Genomic DNA, 17,759 nt, shown 5'->3' on the forward strand with positions numbered 1-17,759 from the left:
GGCCGATTTGCGGCTATGGCAAGAAAATCGCGGCGCTTAACCCAGCGGTAACATTAACACGCTTTAATTCAACCCAGTTGGTATTGCGTACAAGTGGGTGGGTCATGCGTCAGAAATCGTCGGTACTCAAGCATCGCTCGACATTGCGATTGGTCGGAATCACGCTTCTGGCCGGAACTGCGGCGGGGTGCGGATCCGATACCAGCCGCTTCATGTATTACGGCACGGACAATCTGACGACGGCCTCGGTGCCGGCGCCGGCGGCGCAGGATCTGCAGCCGGTCGGTGCCAATTCGGCTGCTCTGTCGCAGGCCTATCCGGGCGACAGCCGGCAGCCGGCGCTCGGACGCTACGATCAGACGGTCACCGGCTCGGTTCCGGGCGGCATGTCCGGTTCGGCAGCACGCTCAGCAGCCTCGTCCTCGGATATTCTCGGCAATGCCCCGGTGGCACGTGCGCCGCTTGGCGCTCCGGTACGCCATGTCACGCCGCAGGCTTCCGCCGCCCGCATCCCCGTCGGCCCGGCCACCGGCGCGGTAACCACAGATCAATCGCAAGCCTTTCCGCCGGCTCCGGCAGAACGTTCCACTGCCAACCAGACGTCGAGTGCGACGCTGGCGCCTGCCGGGTCACCGGACCCGGTGATCACCGGCACGACGCCGCCGGCGCGCGGCTCCGACAGTCGCGGCTGGACGACCACCGGCGGCACCGGAATCACGCTGCGCCAAGGGGAAACGCTCTACAATCTGTCGAAGCGTTACGGCGTTCCGGTCAAGGAAATCATGAAGGCCAACAACATCAGCGATCCGACCCGCGTGCAAGCGGGCCAGCAGCTGGTCATGCCGATCTTCGTCTATTCCAGCGGCGCGCCGGTCTCGGCGCCCGACGCCGACCCGCAGGTGCGGGCGGCGCGCGCTTCACGCGGCCGGCTCGGGGAAGCCGATCCGAACGACGTGCCGGCGCCGTCGGGGGCGCCGGAGCGCCAGGTTGCCGTGCTGCCGGCCTCCTCCTCCTTGCGTGACCGCCCGGTCAGTGCCGGCGCGAACAGCAACACCACGGGTTCGGATCAAAAGAGCGGCCGCGTCGCAACGGGTGCATCCGGCGGACAATATGTGGTGCAGTCGGGGGATACGCTCAGCCGTATCGCCCGCCAGCATGGAACAGACGTCGTGAGCCTGAAACAGGCGAACGGGCTGTCGAACACGGTGATCCGAATCGGCCAGACGCTGATCATTCCGGGCGCGGCTTCGGGGACAGCACAAGCCTCTTCGCGCACCGCCGATGCGCCGATCAAGCCCGATCCGGTGGTTACGGCGGCGGTCACGCCGAAAGCCGGCGAGCCACAGGGATACAAGGCGCCTGAGACATCTGCCAGCCTGCAGGAGACGGCAAAGGTCGACGCCGGCGCCAATGCGCCGAAAGCGTCGGGCATCGACAAGCTGCGCTGGCCGGCGCGCGGGCAGGTGATCACCGGCTTTGCCAAGAGCGAGGACGGCAAGCGCAACGACGGCATCGATCTGTCGCTGCCGGTCGGAACGCCGATCAAGGCGGCCGAAAACGGGGTGGTGATCTATTCCGGCGATGGTCTGAAGGAGTACGGCAACACGGTGCTGGTGCGCCATGATGACGGCCTGGTAACCGTCTATGCGCATGCCAGCAAGCTCAATGTGCAAAGGGGCGACAAGGTGCAGCGCGGTCAGGTGATTGCCGCTTCCGGCATGTCCGGGGCAGCCAAGACGCCGCGGCTGCATTTCGAAGTGCGCAAGAATGCGACGCCGGTCAATCCGGGCACCTATCTCGAATAGGCCCCAAGCCCGCGTCCCTCATCCTTTTAGAGCCCGGCATGCAGATGCCGGGCTTTTCGTCTGTCAGAGGCTTTTTTCCAGCCGCCCGGCGAGGTCCTGAACGAATTGCCAGGCGACGCGGCCGGAGCGGGCGCCGCGGGTCGTTGCCCATTCGAGGGCCTCGGCGCGCAGATCGTCTTCGGCGATTTCAAAGCCATAATGCGCCGCGTAGCCATTGACCATGGCGAGATAGTCATCCTGGCTGCATTTGTGAAAGCCGAGCCACAGGCCGAAACGATCGGACAGGGACACCTTTTCCTCGACCGCCTCATGCGGATTGATGCCGGTCGAGCGCTCATTGTCGATCATGTCGCGCGGCAGCAGATGACGGCGGTTGGATGTCGCATAGAGAATGACGTTTTCCGGCCGCCCCTCAATGCCGCCGTCGAGCGCCGCCTTCAGCGATTTGTAATCGGTGTCGTCATGGTCGAAGGAGAGATCGTCACAAAACAGGATGAAGCGCGCCTCGGCGTCGCGCAGGATGCTCATCAGGGCGGGCAGGGTGTTGATGTCCTCGCGATGGATTTCGACAAGCTTGAGCGGCGCGGCGCAGGTGTCTGCAGCCGCGATGTCGGCGTGCACGGCCTTGACCAGGGAGGATTTGCCCATGCCGCGGGCGCCCCATAACAGAACATTGTTGGCGGCGAAGCCACGGGCGAAGCGCTCGGTGTTGTCATGCAGAATATCGCGCACATGGTCGACGCCGCGGATCAGCGAGAGGGCTACGCGGTTCGGCTGCGCCACCGGCTGCAGCCAGGCGGTCCTCGGCTCCCAGATGAAACAATCCGCGGCGGCAATGTCATTTTCGGCGCGTGGCGGCCCGGCGATCCGCTCGACGGCCAGGGTCAGCGCGTCAATGCGTTCCAGGATGCGTGTTGCCGTCGCCTCGTCCATTTCGTTCTTCCCGATGTCCGTCACGTGTCGATCACCTGCGGATTGCTGCCTTCGCACGCGGCGGTAGCACGGCATGCCACGGGCGAAAAGAGCGAAAAGGCGGGAATTCGGCAGGGCCGGATCAAGCAATGCGTTGCATTCACGGCCTCTATCACTATATTCCGCTCGATTTCAGGCGTCCGGATGGGGCGCCGCTTGCACAGGAGCTTTTCATGTTCGTAACCCCTGCCTTTGCGCAGACTGCCGGAGCCGGCGGCGGCGACATTCTGATGTCGGTCCTGCCCTTCCTGCTGATTTTCGTCATCATGTACTTCATCATCATTCGGCCACAACGCCAGCAGATGAAGAAGCGCACGGAGATGTTGAACAATGTCCGCCGCGGCGATCAGGTGGTGACCGGCGGTGGCCTGGTCGGCAAGGTGACCAAGGTCATTGACGATCGCGAACTGGAAATCGACCTCGGCGAGGGCATGAAGGTCCGGGCGCTGCGTTCCATGCTGAGCGACGTGCGTTCGAAGTCCGAGCCGGTCAAAGAGTAAGTCCGAGACCCGCGCGGAAAGCGGGCAGCTGTCCGCTTTCCGACCCCTGCGACCGGCCCAATGCCGGTTCCTTACGCCCTGAGAGGCCCGATGCTCTATTTCTCCCGCTGGAAAACCGTCCTGATCTGGCTCTCGGTGGTGCTCGCCGTGATGTTCGCCTTTCCGAACCTGCTGAGCAAGGACGATGCGGCCAACCTGCCGGACTTCGTTCCCTCGAGCCAGATGACGCTGGGTCTCGATCTGCAGGGCGGATCGCACATCCTGCTGCAGGTCGACCGCGACGACATTCTGACCGAGCGGCTGGAGACAATGGCGGATGAAGTGCGGCGCATCCTGCGCGCTGCCGGCATCGGCTATACGGGCCTGTCGGGTACCGGGCAGCTCGTCCAGGTGCGCATTCGTGACGATGCGCGCGTCGAAGAGGCGCGGACGCTGCTTGATGAACTCGCCGAACCGGTCAGTGCGAGCCAGTTTACGGCCGGCACGATCAGCGAAGTCGAGATCGAGGAGAGTCAGCCGGGTCAGTTGCGCTTGCGCCTGACGGATGAAGGCATCGACTACCGCGTGTCCAGCGCGGTGACGCAATCGATCGAGGTGGTGCGGCGCCGCGTCGATGAACTTGGCACGACGGAGCCGGTCATCCAGCGTCAGGGCAGCAACCGCATTCTCGTGCAGGTGCCGGGTCTGGAAGATCCGCAGCGGCTGAAAGACCTGCTCAACCAGACCGCCAAGCTGACCTTCCACCTCGTCGATACGACGATGCCGGTCTCCGAGGCCATTCAGGGCCGTCCGCCGGCCGGTTCGGAAGTGCTCTATTCCACCGACGATCCGCCGATTCCCTATCTGATCAAGAAGCGCGTCGAAGTTTCGGGAGAGAATCTCGTCGACTCGCAGGCCGGCTTCAACCAGCAGACCAGCGAGCCGATCGTCACCTTCAAGTTCGACACCAAGGGTGGCCAGCGCTTCGGTCAGATCACGCAGCAGAATGTCGGCCTGCCGTTTGCCATCGTGCTTGACGATCAGGTAATCTCGGCGCCGGTGATCCGTGAACCGATCCTTGGTGGCTCGGGGCAGATTTCCGGCAATTTCAGCGTGCAGGGCGCCAATGATCTGGCGATCCTCTTGCGTGCCGGTGCCTTGCCGGCAACATTGACGGTGATCGAAGAGCGCACGGTCGGACCGGGGCTTGGCGCCGATTCCATCGAGGCAGGCCAGATTGCCAGCATGATCGGCGCGGTGCTGGTCATTGCTTTCATGATCTTTGCCTACGGCTTCCTCGGCATCGTCGCCAATATCGCGCTGATCGCCAATGTGACGATGATCATCGCCATCCTGACGCTGCTCGGCGCGACGCTGACCCTGCCGGGTATTGCCGGCATCGTGCTGACGATCGGCATGGCGGTCGATTCGAACGTGCTGATCTATGAGCGAATCCGCGAGGAATTCCGATCCGGCAGATCGCTGATCCAGGCGATCGACGCGGGTTTCAGCCGCGCCTTCGGCACCATCCTTGATGCCAATGTGACGACGCTGATCGCTGCGGTCATCCTGTTCTACTTCGGCACCGGGCCGGTGCGCGGATTTGCCGTGACGCTGGCCATCGGTATCGTCACGACGGTGTTCACGGCCTTCACGCTGACGCGCTGGATGGTCTCCGAATGGGTGCGCCGCAAACGCCCGAAGGCCTTGCCGAAGGGACTTATCGACTATTTGAAGCCGAATTTCACCTTTCCGTTCATGGGCTTCCGGCGCATAGCCTTCACGCTGTCGGCGGTGGCAGCGGTCGGCTCGATGGTGCTGTTCGGCACGGTCAACATGAATTACGGCATCGATTTCAAGGGCGGATCGATGATCGAAGTGCAGTCGAAAGCGCCGCAGGCGGATATCGGCGCGATCCGGACGCAGCTGTCAGAGCTCAATCTCGGCGACATCCAGGTGCAGGAATTCGGCGGGCCGCGCGAAGTGCTGATCCGCGTGCAGTCGCAGGATGGCGGCGACAATGCCGAACAATCGGTGATCACCCTGATTCGCGGCGAGCTGGAGGAGGCCTACACGTTCCGGCGTGTTGAAGTGGTCGGGCCGACCGTCTCGGGCGAACTTGCGCGTGCCGGTACGATCGCCGTGATCGGCGCGTTGTTTGCCATCCTCGTCTACATCTGGTTCCGGTTCGAGTGGCAATTCGCGCTCGGGGCGATCATCGCGACGCTGCATGACGTGGTGCTGACGATCGGCATCTTCGTCCTGTCGGGCGTCGAGTTCAATCTTTCGAGTATCGCGGCGGTGCTGACCATCGTCGGCTATTCGCTGAACGATACGGTCGTGGTCTATGACCGGGTGCGCGAGAATCTCAGGCGCTACAAGAAGAAGCCGCTGCCTGAACTGCTCGACCTGTCGGTCAACCAGATGCTGTCACGCACCATCCTGACCTCGGTGACGACGTTGCTGGCCCTTTCGGCGCTGTATCTCTTCGGCGGCGAGGTGATCCGCTCGTTCACCTTCGCGATGATCTTCGGCGTCGTGGTCGGCACCTATTCGTCGATCTTCATCGCGGCGCCGGTGCTGATCCTGTTCAAGCTGCGCACCGATACCTTCCACACCGACGAGACGAGCGATGGTGTGGAGGGAACGGCACCGGCGCGCGTGAGCTGACATGGCGGGTGGACTGGAAATTCGCGAGGCGCATTTCCCCGGCCGCTCGCCGATCGATGCCTACGGCAATGGCGGTTTCCGCTTCGCGGAGATGTCGCATCGCGGCTCGATCCTGTGCCTGCCCTCCGGCATCTACGGCTGGCCGGTCGAGGCGGTATCCGATCTGTCGGTCGAGTCGCTCGCCAAGGTGATGGCCGAGCGCTCGGAGGTCGAATTCCTGCTGGTCGGCACCGGTACCGAGATCGTGCCCCTACCGGATGATCTGCGCCAGGCGTTGCGCGCGGCGCGCATTTCAGCCGATCCGATGAGCACCGGGGCGGCGGTGCGCACCTTCAATGTGATGCTTGCCGAATCGCGCCCTGTTGCTGCAGCGCTGATTGCGGTGTGATGGAACCGCCTGCGACGGGTATTGGCACTGACACGGGCAGCGGGCCGGCCGAGGCGCTGCGCGAGATCGATCGTGACCGCTATCTCGCCAGCCTGCTGATGCCGCCGGCCATTCGCGCCGATGTCACGACACTGTTCCTGTTTAACGCCGAGGTGGCATCGATCCGCGATCGCACAGCCGAACCGATGGCCGGCGAGATGCGGCTGCAGTGGTGGCGCGAGGTGATCGAGGGGGGGCGCGCGGCCGAGGCGGCCGGGCATCCGCTCGCCGGGCGGCTCCTGGAGCTGATCGCGCGGCGCGGGCTGGCGACAGCGGCGCTGACGCGGCTTCTCGACGCCCGCATCTTCGATCTGTATGACGATCCGATGCCCGACCGCGCCACCTATGAGGCCTATGCGGGCGAGACGGCCAGCACCGTGTTGCAGCTGTCGGTGTCCATTGCCGATCCTGCAAACGCTGCGGCGCATGCCGACGCTGCGGGCCATGCCGGCGTGGCGCAGGCGGTGGCGGGCCATCTCATGTTGCTGCCCATCCATCGCAGCCGTGGCCAGGTCTTCGTTCCCGGCGACCTGCTGGCGGCGACCGGGCTTGACCGCACTTCATTCCTGGCCGGCGACGAGCGGACCAAGCTCGACAGTGCGATCGATGCGTTCGCCGCCCTCGGGCGCGAACATCTCGGCAAGGCACGCGAGGCGCTGGCGGATGTACCGAAAGAGGTCCGGCGGGTGTTTCTGCCCGTGGCGATTGCCGGCGGCGTGTTTGCGCGGGCAGAGGTTCTGAAAGGCGATTGCCTGACGCGCTCGCCGCAACCCTCGCCGCTGCAGCGGCAATGGCGGATATGGCGCGCGGCCCTGTCCGGACGGCTCTGAGGGCTGAAATCGCAACGCTTGCGAAAGGCATTGGCGCGGCGGCATACTCGCACGCGGCACGGGCGGTGCGAATCGGCCGGCGCGTTTCGGTCTGGCCGGCGGGGAGCGGCGGGAAAGTTCTCCAGTGTGACCGGAAGCGCTGCGGAAGGGAGATGCCATGACGCTCGACATTCTGGCTGGCATCATGCTCGGCGGCATCGTCTTCATTACCTTCATGGTGCATGTGGCCGGCCGCTGGCGCCGGCGCGATGATCCGGACACCGGGACGTCGCTGATCGAATTCGCTTCGATCTTTCCCGGTGAGGCGGTACGGTCGGTGATCAGCACCAGCGACAGGAGCACGCGTTTCTTCCGGCTGGCGAGCGGCATGACCGGTTTTTTGCATCGCGCCGGACGGGTCAATGAAGCCTTGCTGATCCAGCCGGCGAGCACACGCGTTTCGGCCGTTGAGGATGCCCCGGCACTGACCATCGATTTTTGCGATGCGGACATGCCGACGCGCAGCTACGTGTTCCGGAGCCCCGAGGATGCGGCGGAAGTCAGCCTGTGGCTGATGGGATCTTATGTCCTGGCCGCCGGGGAGGCAGCCGCAAACGGCGATGCCGGCGCCGGTACCGGCAGCCCTGATCGCCGCGACGGCGGTGAGTAAAAGCGCGATGAACGCCGTCGCGGAAAGGATGTTGTCTTCTCTTGTCGAGTTCTCTCACCCCTGGTCCATCCACCTTCTGTCCGCAGCCCAAGCGTAAATATGTGCTGTATGCCGCCATCCTGGCCTCGGCGCTGGGATTCATCGACGGATCGGTGATCGCCATCGCCACGCCGGCGATCCGCGCCAGCTTCGATGCCTCGCTGATTGCGGCGCAATGGGTGTCGAACGCCTATATGCTGACCCTGTCGGCATTCATTCTGCTTGGGGGCGCGATCGGCGACCGATTCGGTCTGAAACGGGTGTTCTCGGCCGGGATCCTGATGTTCGTGGCAATGTCGCTGTTGTGCGCGCTGGCGTGGAGCGTCGAAAGCCTGATCATCTTCCGCGCTTTGCAGGGCACCGGTGCGGCGCTGATGGTGCCTGGCAGCCTGGCGCTGATCTCCAAGGCCTATCCGCGTGCCGAGCGGGGCCGGGCGATCGGCACCTGGGCCGCGGCGGCGGCGGTGACAACCGCTGCGGGACCGGTGATTGGCGGTCTGGCTCTGGCCTATGGCACGACGGAAACCTGGCGGGCGATTTTTGCCATCAACCTGCCGCTGGGCGGTGCGGCGCTGTGGATGCTTTTGACCAAGGTGCCGGCGGATGCGGCGTCAAAGCGGCAGCGACTTGACCTGCCCGGCGCGGCGCTGGCGGTGATCTTTCTCGGCAGCCTTGCCTGGGCTTTGAGCGCGGCGGAAGGCAATGCCGAGAGCAGCGTTGCCGGACCGTCGCAACTGATCTGGCTGATTGTCTCGGCGCTTGCGCTTGCTGGTTTCATTTATACCGAGCGGCGCGTGGCGGCGCCGATCATGCCGCTGTCGATCTTCACGAACCGCACCTTCGTGGCCGCCAATCTGGCGACGTTCTGCCTGTATGCCGCGATGTCAGCGGTGTTGTTTTATCTGCCGATGACGCTGATCGGCGGCTGGGGCCTGTCGGAGGCGATTGTCGGCACGACCTTCCTGCCGATGACGGTGGCGATCGCCGCCCTTTCCGGGCCGGCGGGGCGGCTGGCTGACCGGTTCGGTGCGTCAGTCCTGATTGCCGGTGGCGCGCTGCTGGTGGCCGTCTCATTCCTTCTGCTGGCCGCCGGGCTCGATCTGAACCGGTACTGGAGCCATGTCTATCCGTGTATCGTGTTGATGGCGGTGGGGATGGGGCTGGTCGTGGCGCCCTTGTCGGCGGCGGTGATGGGCGCGCTGGATGATCGCGATTCAGGCACCGCCTCGGGCGTCAACAACGCTGTCAGCCGTGTCGCCGGTCTGATGGCCGTGGCCGCCATGGGTCCGCTGGTGGCATGGCGCTTTGCCGTCAGTGACGCCACCGGGGCTTTTGGGCTGCCACTCGAGGGCACGCTGGCGGCGATGCGCGTGCACCAGTCGGCCAACAATCAGGCGATGGCCGCCGTGGCCCTGAGCGCGGCAACGCTGGCCGGTCTTGCCGTTCTGTTCGCCTGGTTCGGTGTGCGCCGGCCCGCCGCGGAGCAGCCGCAGGAGTAGCGGCTCATTCGGCGGCTTGCGGTCGGGCTTCCTCCAGCCATTCGGCGCAGGCGGCCAGAGCGCGGCGCGCCATGGCGTTCTTTTTTGCCAGCGCCTTTTCCTTGCCGCGGAAGCGCCGGCCCTCCGGCTTTTCAATGGCGCCGGGATCGAGCGGCGGAAACAGCCCGAAATTGATATTCATCGGCTGGAAGGAGCGCTTGCCCGGTTCGTCGTCGCTGACGAGATGGCCGCCGGTGATATGGTTGAGCAGCGCGCCGAAGGCCGAAATGGGCGGCGGCGGGGCCAGCTTCACGCCAAGCGCCTCGGCGGCGGCAAAGCGGCCGGCGAGCAGGCCGATGGCCGCGCTCTCGACATAGCCTTCGCAGCCGGTGATCTGGCCGGCAAAGCGGATATCGGGCCGCGATTTGAGGCGCAGGGTGGCGTCGAGGAGCAGCGGCGAATTGAGATAGGTGTTGCGGTGCAAACCGCCCAGCCGGGCAAATTCGGCATTCTCGAGCCCGGGAATCATGCGGAAGATGCGGGTTTGTTCGCCATAGCGCAGCTTGGTCTGAAAACCGACCATATTGTAGAGCGTGCCGAGCGCGTTGTCCTGGCGCAGCTGCACGACGGCATAGGGCTTTTCATCCAGCTTGTGGGCATTGGTCAGGCCCATCGGCTTCATCGGTCCGTGACGCAGGGTCTCGGGGCCGCGCTCGGCCATCACCTCGATGGGCAGGCAGCCGTCGAAATAGGGCGTGCCTTCCCATTCGTGAAACGTGGTCTTGTCGCCAGCGATCAGCGCTGCGATGAAAGCCTCGTATTGCGCCTTGTCCATCGGGCAGTTGATGTAGTCCTTGCCGGTGCCGCCGGGGCCGATCTTGTCGTAGCGCGACTGAAACCAGCAGGTCGACATGTCGATCGAATCGGTATGCAGGATCGGCGCGATGGCGTCGAAGAAAGCGAGCGCTTCCTCACCGGTCTCGGCGCTGATCGCTGCGGCCAAGTCCGGTGCCGTCAGCGGTCCGGTGGCAATGATCGTGCGGCCCCAGTCCGCCGGCGGCAGGCCGGTGATTTCCTCGCGCGAGATGGTGATCAGCGGTTCGGCCGCCAGGGCTTTGGTGACGGCGTCGCTGAAGGCTTCCCGATCGACGGCAAGGGCGCCGCCGGCCGGCACCTGATTGGCATCGGCAGCCCGCATGATCAGCGAACCCGCCAGCCGCATCTCGGCGTGGATGACGCCGACCGCATTGGCGGTGGCATCGTCGGAGCGGAAGGAATTGGAGCAGACGAGTTCCGCCAGCCCGTCGGTCTTGTGCGCGTCGGTGCCGCGCAGCGGGCGCATTTCATGCAGAATCACCGGGACGCCGTGGCGTGCCAGTTGCCAGGCGGCTTCCGAGCCGGCCAGGCCGCCGCCAATGATGTGAACGGGAGAGATGCTGTTGTGTGTCATGCCGGCTGAGATAGCACGCTTCTCACCGGGTGCAAGCGGCAAGCGGCCTTGGACTGGTCGGTTGGCGGGCGATCGTGACGCAGCTTCAGAAATGCCAATGGCGCCCGGAGGCGCCAGATACGGCCTGCTGAGCTCGCAGGTTAAAGCTGCGAGCGGCATTGAACTGCCTGGTCGGTTAGTTGGCGAGCCGGCGGGCAACGCGGCGAATATCGTGCCGGGTCAGGCCGATGTCGGCAAGGGCGTCGTTGGACAGGCTGGCCAGTTCATGCATGGTGCGGCGGCTGCGCATCCAGCTGCGGGCGGTGTTGAGAATGCTCATGATGTCGATCCCTGAAAAACGGCGATGCGGCCATGCTGGTCGTCTGTCGCCTCGGTTGATGCATCATACATAGGCATTTGACTGCAAATTGTGCAGTGCGAAAAAGAAAATCCTGACATGCAAATTGCGCAGGGCTCGCCTTGCCCTCAGGCATCTCGGAAAAGGCGCCCAAAAAATAGGCAAAGGCGGCAAGTCATTGGGGGCGCATTACGCCACAAAAAGAAACGGCGCCCGCGAGGGCGCCGTGCTTCGGTGCGCTGGGGGCCGGTGTATTACCGGCCGTGGCGCGAAACGAACGGGATGTCGGAGCGGGTGATGCCCAGGTCCCAAAGTTCGCGGTCGCTCATGCGCGACAGCTGCGAAGCGGTTTCGCGGTACTGGCGCCATTCACGGAAAGATTTACGGATGTTCATGGTGGTATCCTTTCGAGTTGCCCGGGCCGGATTGCACCGGGTCCGTGTGGTTGATCTCGATATAGGTGCCTTACAGGGAATTGTGCAGTGCAAAAAAGTGCAAAGCAGGCATGCGGAAACTGCAGATCGAGTTAATTAGCCCTGCGATTCAAGGGGCTTGAGTTCTCGCCTCGTCTTACCCCCTTGGTCGCGGAGTACAGGATGGCGAAGGCGAATCCGCTGGCGCGGGCGCAAAAAAATAACGCCCACCGGGGGAGGAGGATCCGGTGGGCGCCATTTTTGACAATTGACAACCTGGGAGGAGGAGCGGTTGCCAATCACATCGAAACGGCAATGGGAGGAGGAGTTCGCCGTTCCGAATTTTGTCGGAGCGCTTCCATGCGTGCCAAGACGTCCGCATCGGGTTGTGTCCCGAGATCGCCAGACCCGTTACCAGAGCCTAAGCTCCAGACGGGCCGGGAGGCCTGCGCCGCGGGCCTTGTCCTGTTCCTTGGAACCTGGTCTCGGCGGGCGCTGCGGTCTTGAACGCTGCATGTCTGCGTTCCGTTGATCCCTGTATAGACCAGACAATCAATTTTGTGCAGTGCAATATTTTCATAATAGGTATGCGGAAAGCGCATGCCTGCGAACGGCAGAAGCGAATGCGATCCGAAGGGCATCGCGCAGCTCCAACGCAGGGACGGGCACAGGGCACCTTTCGCAAGACGGAGGCGCGCGGCGCTGCGGCGTTAATCGGCTGTCATGCTCAGGCGGGGATGCATAGGGGCGCGGGTGCGAATGCGGCGATTTTTCCTTTGAACCGCAGGGAACGGGTGATATAGAGCGCGCGTCGCGGAGCGGCATCTTGCAAAAGATGCGGCGCGAGCGGGTATGGTGAAATTGGTAGACACGCCAGATTTAGGTTCTGGTGCCGCAAGGCGTGGGAGTTCAAGTCTCTCTACCCGCACCAGATCCACCGGTCCGGCGGTCCGGACGTGTGCAACGGGAAGGCTCCCGGACCACGTTTGCCGGACGGTTCGGGACCTAGTGAGTGCCGGAGATTTCCGGAGAATTGCGCAGCCGGTCAGCGGGGCAGGAGCCCGGCGAGATCGGTGCAGGCAGAAACGGATGCCACAAGCGGGTGTCGAATTGTTCGGAGCGATCTTTGCGCGCACATGCCGTGAAGCGCCCGCCAGCAGATGAAGGTTTGAAGATGCAGGTTACTGAAACTCTGTCCGAAGGGTTGAAGCGCGAGCTGAAAATCGTGGTTCCCGCCAAGGATATGGAATCGCAGATGAACGAGAAGCTGGCCGATGCCAAGGACAAGGTCCGCATCAACGGCTTCCGCCCCGGCAAGGTGCCGATGAGCCATCTCAAGAGATTGTATGGCAAGTCGATCATGGCCGAACTGGTCAACACGATGGTGCAGGAAAAGCCGACCGAGATCCTGTCCGAACGGGGCGAGAAGGCTGCGACGCAGCCGGAAATCTCGATGACCGAGGACGAGAAGGAAGCCGAGGAGATCCTGTCGGGCAACGCCGATTTCGAATTCTCGATGTCCTATGAGGTGATTCCGGCCTTCGACATGATGGACATCTCGAAGATCGAGGTGACGCGCGAGATCGTCGATGTGCCCGAAAGCGAGATCGACGAGCAGGTGCAGCGCGTCGCCGAAAGCGCCCGCTCCTTTGAGAAGAAGGATGGCAAGGCCGCCGATGGCGATCGTGTGACGCTTGACTATCTCGGCAAGGTCGATGGTGAGCCGTTCGACGGCGGCGCCGACCAGGATGCCGAACTGGTGATCGGTTCGAACCGCTTCATTCCGGGTTTCGAAGAGCAACTGATCGGCCTGAAGGCGGGCGATGAGAAGGTCATCACCGTCACCTTCCCGGAGCAGTACCAGGCCGAACATCTGGCCGGCAAGGAAGCCACCTTCGACGTCACCGTCAAGGAAGTGGCGGCTCCGGGCAAGCTCGAGGTCAATGACGAGGTTGCCAAGTCGCTTGGCGTCGATTCGCTCGAAAAGCTGCGCGAGATCGTCAAATCGCAGATCGAAAGCCAGTATGGGCAGATGACGCGGCAGAAGCTGAAGCGGCAGATTCTCGACCAGCTCGACGAGGCGCATCAGTTCGAATCGCCGGAAAAACTGGTTGACGCGGAATTCGAAAACATCTGGCGGCAGATCAACCAGGAACTGACCGACAATTCCAAGAGCTTCGAGGACGAAGGCACGACGGAAGAAGAGGCACGCAAGGACTACCGCAAGCTCGCCGAGCGGCGGGTGCGCCTCGGCCTGGTGCTGTCGCGGATCGGCGAGACGGCCAATATCGAGGTCAGCGACGAGGAATTGCAGCGGGCGCTTTACGAGCAGGTGCGGCAGTTCCCGGGCCAGGAGCAGCAGATCTACGAATATTTCCAGAAGACGCCCGGGGCCGTGGCTTCGCTGCGGGCGCCGATCTTCGAAGAAAAGACCATCGACCACATGTTCGGCGAGATCAAGGTGACCGACAAGACGGTCAGCAAGGAAGAGCTGATGGCCGATGACGAGGAAGCGGCGGCGGAAGAGAAGAAGCCGGCGAAAAAGAAGGCGGCGCCGAAAAAGAAGGCCGCGAAGAAGGACGATGCCGCGGAGTGATCCAAGGTTGGTTTAACGAAAAGCCCCGCCATCTGGCGGGGTTTTTTGTGGCCGGGATCCCGCGTGCTGGCCGGGGGGCACGGCAACCCGTTGGTGAGGGGCCGGATGCCCACGCTTCGGTCTTGTGGCGAAGCGGACGCGTGCCGAGGGGGACCGGGGAGCGACCCCAATTCGGTGTCGGCCGGGCCGACGGCAGAGCAATGAAAGATATGTTGAACTCAACCCGCATCGGCTATCTCTGCGCGGTCAGTGCCGTGACCATTTTCGGGCTGCAGGACGGCATCTCGAAATATCTCGCTGAATCCTATTCTCCGGTGTTCATCGTCCTGGTGCGCTATCTGGCGTTTGCCGCCTTCGTGCTGGCGATCGCCGCGCGGCGGCCGGGCGGCATAAGCGCCGCGGCCCGCTCGCACCAGCCGGTGCTGCAATGGTGCCGCGGCATCCTGCTGGCGGTGCAGATCATCGTGGCGATCGTCTGCTTTGCGCAGGTGGGGCTGGTGCAGTCGCAGGCGATTTTCGCGGCCGCGCCGATCTTCGTGGCCCTGTTGTCGATGCCGGTGCTTGGTGAACGGGTCGGCTGGCGGCGCTGGGCGGCGATCCTGGTCGGCCTCGTCGGCGTGCTGGTGCTGCTTCTGCCCGGCGCCATGGCGGGCGAAGCGGAGGACGGCAATGCCTGGCTGTTATGGCTGCCGGTGCTGTCCGCCTTGCTGCTGGCCGTCTACGCCCTGCTGACGCGGCTGGCCTCGCGTCACGATTCGTCGCAGACCAGCTTCTTCTACCTGGCGGTGCCCGGCGCAATCTTCCTGACACTTGCAGGTCCGTTCTTTTACGAGACGCTTCCGCTGGGCGACTGGCTGTGGCTGGCGCTGCTCTGCATCACCGGCTTTACTAGCCACTATCTGCTCATCCAGGCGTACACGCGGCTGGACGCGGCGGCCGTGCAGCCGATGACCTATATGCAGCTGGTGGTCGGTTCGTTCGTCGGTGTTCTGGTGTTTGGCGAGACGCTCGGGCCGTTCCTCATCGCCGGAGCGAGCCTCGTGGTCGGCGCCGGTATCTTTACCATGTGGCGCGAACATGTGGTCGGCAGGCAGCGGCGCCGCGCAGTGCCGAGTTAGATGAGGCGCAGACCCTTCATGCTGGCATGGCCCTCCTTGCCGATGATGATATGGTCATGGATGGTGATGCCGAGTGGTTTGGCGGTGTCGATGATCATGCGGGTCATGTCGATGTCGGCGCGCGAGGGGGTCGGATCGCCGGACGGGTGATTGTGCACCAGGATGATCGCCGTCGCCGACAGTTCCAGCGCCCGCTTGACCACTTCGCGGGGATAGACGGGCGTATGATCGACGGTGCCGGTCTGCTGCACCTCGTCGGCGATCAGGGCGTTCTTCTTGTCGAGAAACAGGACGCGAAACTGTTCGCGGGCCTCAAACGCCATGGCGGCACGGCAATATTCGATCACCGCGGACCAGGAGGCGAGCACCTGCCGGTCCTTGATCTCGGATTTCAGCATGCGCTGGGCAACGGCTGCGACCAGCTTGAGATCGCTGGCGACGGTGGCGCCGACGCCCTTGATTTCAGTCAGGCGCGACGCCGGCGCGCCGAGCACTTCCGGCAGTGAGCCGAAGCGGGCGATCAGCGCCTTGGCGATCGGCTTGGTGTCGCGGCGGGGAATGAGGCGAAAAAGCAGGAGTTCGAGCAATTCGTAGTCGGCCAGCGCCTGTTCGCCCGACTGGCGGAAACGCTCGCGCAGGCGGTCGCGGTGGCCGTGGTAATGCGCCGCGCTGTCGCTGGCATGGCTGGCGGAACGGTCCTCAGCGGAGGCGGCAGGCGATTTTGATGCCGCGCCCGGCGACGGCGCATGTTCGCCGAAATAGCCGCGCTCATCCGGCGGTTCGGATGATTGGGAAGCAGTGACTTCTGTTCCCGGGGATCGGGTCTCAGGGGGGCGCATGTCATTGTTCGCCGGATGCGGATCGGCCTCGTCCGCCGGGTGCGGCGGCCAGGCGGTCATCCGCTCAGGCCGGGCTTGTCGAGACCGGCCGGCGAAAGCGTGAAGATTTCGCAGCCATCGGCGGTGACGCCGACCGTATGTTCATATTGCGCCGACAAGGAACGGTCACGCGTCACGGCGGTCCAGCCGTCGGAGAGCACCTTGACGTGCGGGCGGCCGAGATTGATCATCGGCTCGATGGTGAAGATCATGCCCTCGCGCATTTCCGGGCCGTCGCCGGCGCGGCCGTAATGCAGAATGTTCGGCGCGTCATGGAACAGCCGGCCGAGACCGTGGCCGCAGAAATCGCGCACCACCGAGCAGCGCTCGTTCTCGGCATAGGTCTGAATGGCCTCGCCGATGGCGCCGGTGCGGTTGCCGGGCCGCACGGCGGCGATGCCGCGCATCAGGCATTCATGGGTGATTTCCAGCAGCCGCTCGGCGGAGCGCTTGATGGTGCCGATCGGGTACATGCGGCTTGAATCGCCGTGCCAGCCGTCCAGCACGTAGGTGACATCGATATTGACGATGTCGCCGTCGCGCAGCGGCTTGTCGTTGGGAATGCCATGGCAGACGACATGGTTGATCGAGGTGCAGGAGGACCTGGTGTAGCCGCGATAATTGAGGGTGGCGGGCAGGGCGCCGTGATCCATGCCGAATTCGAAGACGAAGCGATCAATCTCGGCGGTGGTGATGCCGGGCCGGGCCATTTCGACCAACTGGTCAAGACAGCGGGCGGTCAGCTGACAGGCCTTGCGCATGCCTTCAAACGCGTCCTCGCCGTACAGCCGGATCTGGCCGGTGTTTTTCATGACTGCCTGATCGGCATCGATATAGGTGACCATCGGGGACGTATCCGTTCTGTCAGCTTGGTATGGTTGGCCCGGCCCGGTCAAACGAGCGCATTAAGGCGCGTTTCATCGATCGGTACGCGAATTTCGGGCGTTATCTCTTCAGATGTGATTTTGCACCGAATGGCGCAAGCTTCAACCCCGCGTTTCATGGCGCGGTCGAAAGCCGCAGCATAGGCCGGGTCGAGATCGCGGCACAGACAGAGCCTGTCGCAGTCCTGCCTTTGTATAAGATACAGCATGACGGCGCGATAGCCAGCTTCGGCCATGTCGCCCAGTTCGTCCAGATGGCGGGCGCCGCGGCTGGTGACACTGTCGGGAAACTCCGCCAGCATGTCGCCACGGCAGAAATGAACATTCTTGACCTCGACATAGGCATCGGGCAGCCCATCGCCGCTCAGCAGAAGATCGATGCGCGACTGGCGTCCGTATTTCTGTTCGCGCCGGATAGTGGTGTACTCGGAGAGTGATCCGGCAAGACCGAGGCTGATCGCTTCTTCCGCCAGCCGGTTCGGACGGCCCGTATTGATGCCGACAAGCGTGCCGGCGGCTTCAACGAGTTCGAGGCTGTGCCGGTATTTGCGCGTCGGGCTGTCATGCGGTTCGAGCCAGATGCGCGAGCCGGGCGTGGTCAGGCCCGCCATTGATCCGGTGTTGGGGCAGGAGCCGGTGATGATCTCGCCGCTGTCGAGCTCGGCGTCGAACAAAAAGCGCTTGTAGCGGCGGATCAGCCGCGCCGGCACGAGGGGTCTTAGAAAGCGCATCGT

At 63.8% G+C, this 17,759-nt stretch carries 16 protein-coding genes and 1 tRNA gene; 10 read left to right on the forward strand and 7 right to left on the reverse strand.

Annotated elements, in window-relative coordinates:
* The first annotated feature begins 104 nt into the window (after positions 1-104).
* On the forward strand, positions 105-1,805 hold the full coding sequence (locus KY465_RS12635; protein ID WP_219202059.1) for a peptidoglycan DD-metalloendopeptidase family protein: 1,701 nt from the start codon (positions 105-107) through the stop codon (positions 1,803-1,805).
* 63 nt (positions 1,806-1,868) lie between these two features.
* Here the strand turns inward: KY465_RS12635 and KY465_RS12640 are convergent, their stop codons facing one another.
* A complete protein-coding gene (locus KY465_RS12640; protein WP_219202740.1) occupies positions 1,869-2,738 on the reverse strand; it encodes an ATP-binding protein in 870 nt (289 codons plus the stop codon).
* Positions 2,739-2,950: 212 nt separating this feature from the next.
* On the opposite strand from KY465_RS12640, the gene yajC reads away from it, so the two are divergent.
* From yajC to KY465_RS12670, 6 genes are all read left to right on the forward strand, one after another.
* Positions 2,951-3,277: a preprotein translocase subunit YajC gene (gene yajC, locus KY465_RS12645; protein WP_219202060.1), complete on the forward strand. Its 327-nt coding sequence runs from the start codon at positions 2,951-2,953 to the stop codon at positions 3,275-3,277.
* 90 nt (positions 3,278-3,367) lie between these two features.
* Complete coding sequence (gene secDF / locus KY465_RS12650) at positions 3,368-5,926, forward strand: protein translocase subunit SecDF (protein WP_219202061.1); 2,559 nt, start codon at positions 3,368-3,370, stop codon at positions 5,924-5,926.
* 1 nt (position 5,927) lies between these two features.
* Positions 5,928-6,314, forward strand: coding sequence for an Mth938-like domain-containing protein (locus tag KY465_RS12655; protein WP_219202062.1), 387 nt, complete (start codon positions 5,928-5,930; stop codon positions 6,312-6,314).
* Positions 6,314-7,183, forward strand: a complete 870-nt coding sequence (locus KY465_RS12660) for a phytoene/squalene synthase family protein (protein WP_219202063.1) — start codon at positions 6,314-6,316, stop codon at positions 7,181-7,183. Before KY465_RS12655 ends, KY465_RS12660 begins: the two co-directional genes overlap by 1 nt.
* A gap of 157 nt (positions 7,184-7,340) precedes the next feature.
* Positions 7,341-7,832, forward strand: a complete 492-nt coding sequence (locus tag KY465_RS12665; RefSeq protein ID WP_219202064.1) for a hypothetical protein — start codon at positions 7,341-7,343, stop codon at positions 7,830-7,832.
* A 41-nt stretch (positions 7,833-7,873) separates the two neighbouring features.
* Positions 7,874-9,370 (forward strand): MFS transporter, encoded by a 1,497-nt coding sequence (locus KY465_RS12670; protein ID WP_219202065.1) that lies wholly within the window; start codon positions 7,874-7,876, stop codon positions 9,368-9,370.
* A 4-nt stretch (positions 9,371-9,374) separates the two neighbouring features.
* On the opposite strand, the gene trmFO is transcribed toward KY465_RS12670, so the two are convergent.
* From trmFO to KY465_RS12685, 3 genes are all read right to left on the reverse strand, one after another.
* Positions 9,375-10,799 (reverse strand): methylenetetrahydrofolate--tRNA-(uracil(54)-C(5))-methyltransferase (FADH(2)-oxidizing) TrmFO, encoded by a 1,425-nt coding sequence (gene trmFO, locus KY465_RS12675; protein WP_219202066.1) that lies wholly within the window; start codon positions 10,797-10,799, stop codon positions 9,375-9,377.
* Positions 10,800-10,974: 175 nt separating this feature from the next.
* Entirely contained in the window at positions 10,975-11,118 is a 144-nt protein-coding gene (locus KY465_RS12680) for a DUF1127 domain-containing protein (RefSeq protein ID WP_219202067.1), read from the reverse strand.
* A gap of 272 nt (positions 11,119-11,390) precedes the next feature.
* Positions 11,391-11,531 carry a DUF1127 domain-containing protein gene (locus KY465_RS12685; RefSeq protein ID WP_219202068.1) on the reverse strand — a complete coding sequence of 47 codons (141 nt, stop codon included), beginning with the start codon at positions 11,529-11,531 and terminating at the stop codon, positions 11,391-11,393.
* Between the two features lie 864 nt (positions 11,532-12,395).
* On the opposite strand from KY465_RS12685, the gene KY465_RS12690 reads away from it, so the two are divergent.
* From KY465_RS12690 to KY465_RS12700, 3 genes are all read left to right on the forward strand, one after another.
* Positions 12,396-12,480 (forward strand) — tRNA-Leu (locus KY465_RS12690).
* A 243-nt stretch (positions 12,481-12,723) separates the two neighbouring features.
* Positions 12,724-14,145: a trigger factor gene (tig, locus tag KY465_RS12695; protein ID WP_219202069.1), complete on the forward strand. Its 1,422-nt coding sequence runs from the start codon at positions 12,724-12,726 to the stop codon at positions 14,143-14,145.
* A gap of 200 nt (positions 14,146-14,345) precedes the next feature.
* A complete protein-coding gene (locus KY465_RS12700; RefSeq protein WP_219202070.1) occupies positions 14,346-15,263 on the forward strand; it encodes a DMT family transporter in 918 nt (305 codons plus the stop codon).
* On the opposite strand, the gene radC is transcribed toward KY465_RS12700, so the two are convergent.
* Genes radC through sfsA form a run of 3 tightly spaced genes read right to left on the reverse strand, consistent with a single transcriptional unit; the run spans position 15,260 to position 17,756 of the window.
* Positions 15,260-16,102: a RadC family protein gene (radC, locus tag KY465_RS12705; RefSeq protein WP_219202743.1), complete on the reverse strand. Its 843-nt coding sequence runs from the start codon at positions 16,100-16,102 to the stop codon at positions 15,260-15,262. The genes KY465_RS12700 and radC overlap by 4 nt on opposite strands.
* Before the next feature lie 56 nt (positions 16,103-16,158).
* The gene (gene map / locus KY465_RS12710; RefSeq protein WP_219202071.1) at positions 16,159-16,986 is read right to left on the reverse strand and encodes a type I methionyl aminopeptidase; all 828 of its coding nucleotides are present in this window, start codon (positions 16,984-16,986) and stop codon (positions 16,159-16,161) included.
* 47 nt (positions 16,987-17,033) lie between these two features.
* Entirely contained in the window at positions 17,034-17,756 is a 723-nt protein-coding gene (gene sfsA / locus KY465_RS12715; protein WP_219202072.1) for a DNA/RNA nuclease SfsA, read from the reverse strand.
* Positions 17,757-17,759: the final 3 nt, after the last annotated feature.

The sequence above is a fragment of the Neohoeflea coraliihabitans genome, from assembly GCF_019334345.1.
In the GTDB taxonomy this organism is placed as follows: Bacteria; Pseudomonadota; Alphaproteobacteria; order Rhizobiales; family Rhizobiaceae; genus Pseudohoeflea; species Pseudohoeflea coraliihabitans.

What these genes read in the sequence shown, in the direction of transcription:
- trmFO (WP_219202066.1), bottom strand. Translation starts at nt 10,799, where the DNA reads ATGACACACAACAGCATCTCTCCCGTTCACATCATTGGCGGCGGCCTG.
- KY465_RS12635 (WP_219202059.1), top strand. Translation starts at nt 105, where the DNA reads ATGCGTCAGAAATCGTCGGTACTCAAGCATCGCTCGACATTGCGATTG.
- secDF (WP_219202061.1), top strand. Translation starts at nt 3,368, where the DNA reads ATGCTCTATTTCTCCCGCTGGAAAACCGTCCTGATCTGGCTCTCGGTG.
- KY465_RS12640 (WP_219202740.1), bottom strand. Translation starts at nt 2,738, where the DNA reads ATGGACGAGGCGACGGCAACACGCATCCTGGAACGCATTGACGCGCTG.
- KY465_RS12680 (WP_219202067.1), bottom strand. Translation starts at nt 11,118, where the DNA reads ATGAGCATTCTCAACACCGCCCGCAGCTGGATGCGCAGCCGCCGCACC.
- map (WP_219202071.1), bottom strand. Translation starts at nt 16,986, where the DNA reads ATGGTCACCTATATCGATGCCGATCAGGCAGTCATGAAAAACACCGGC.
- tig (WP_219202069.1), top strand. Translation starts at nt 12,724, where the DNA reads ATGCAGGTTACTGAAACTCTGTCCGAAGGGTTGAAGCGCGAGCTGAAA.
- KY465_RS12700 (WP_219202070.1), top strand. Translation starts at nt 14,346, where the DNA reads ATGAAAGATATGTTGAACTCAACCCGCATCGGCTATCTCTGCGCGGTC.
- KY465_RS12655 (WP_219202062.1), top strand. Translation starts at nt 5,928, where the DNA reads ATGGCGGGTGGACTGGAAATTCGCGAGGCGCATTTCCCCGGCCGCTCG.
- yajC (WP_219202060.1), top strand. Translation starts at nt 2,951, where the DNA reads ATGTTCGTAACCCCTGCCTTTGCGCAGACTGCCGGAGCCGGCGGCGGC.
- sfsA (WP_219202072.1), bottom strand. Translation starts at nt 17,756, where the DNA reads ATGCGCTTTCTAAGACCCCTCGTGCCGGCGCGGCTGATCCGCCGCTAC.
- KY465_RS12660 (WP_219202063.1), top strand. Translation starts at nt 6,314, where the DNA reads ATGGAACCGCCTGCGACGGGTATTGGCACTGACACGGGCAGCGGGCCG.
- KY465_RS12665 (WP_219202064.1), top strand. Translation starts at nt 7,341, where the DNA reads ATGACGCTCGACATTCTGGCTGGCATCATGCTCGGCGGCATCGTCTTC.
- KY465_RS12685 (WP_219202068.1), bottom strand. Translation starts at nt 11,531, where the DNA reads ATGAACATCCGTAAATCTTTCCGTGAATGGCGCCAGTACCGCGAAACC.
- radC (WP_219202743.1), bottom strand. Translation starts at nt 16,102, where the DNA reads ATGCGCCCCCCTGAGACCCGATCCCCGGGAACAGAAGTCACTGCTTCC.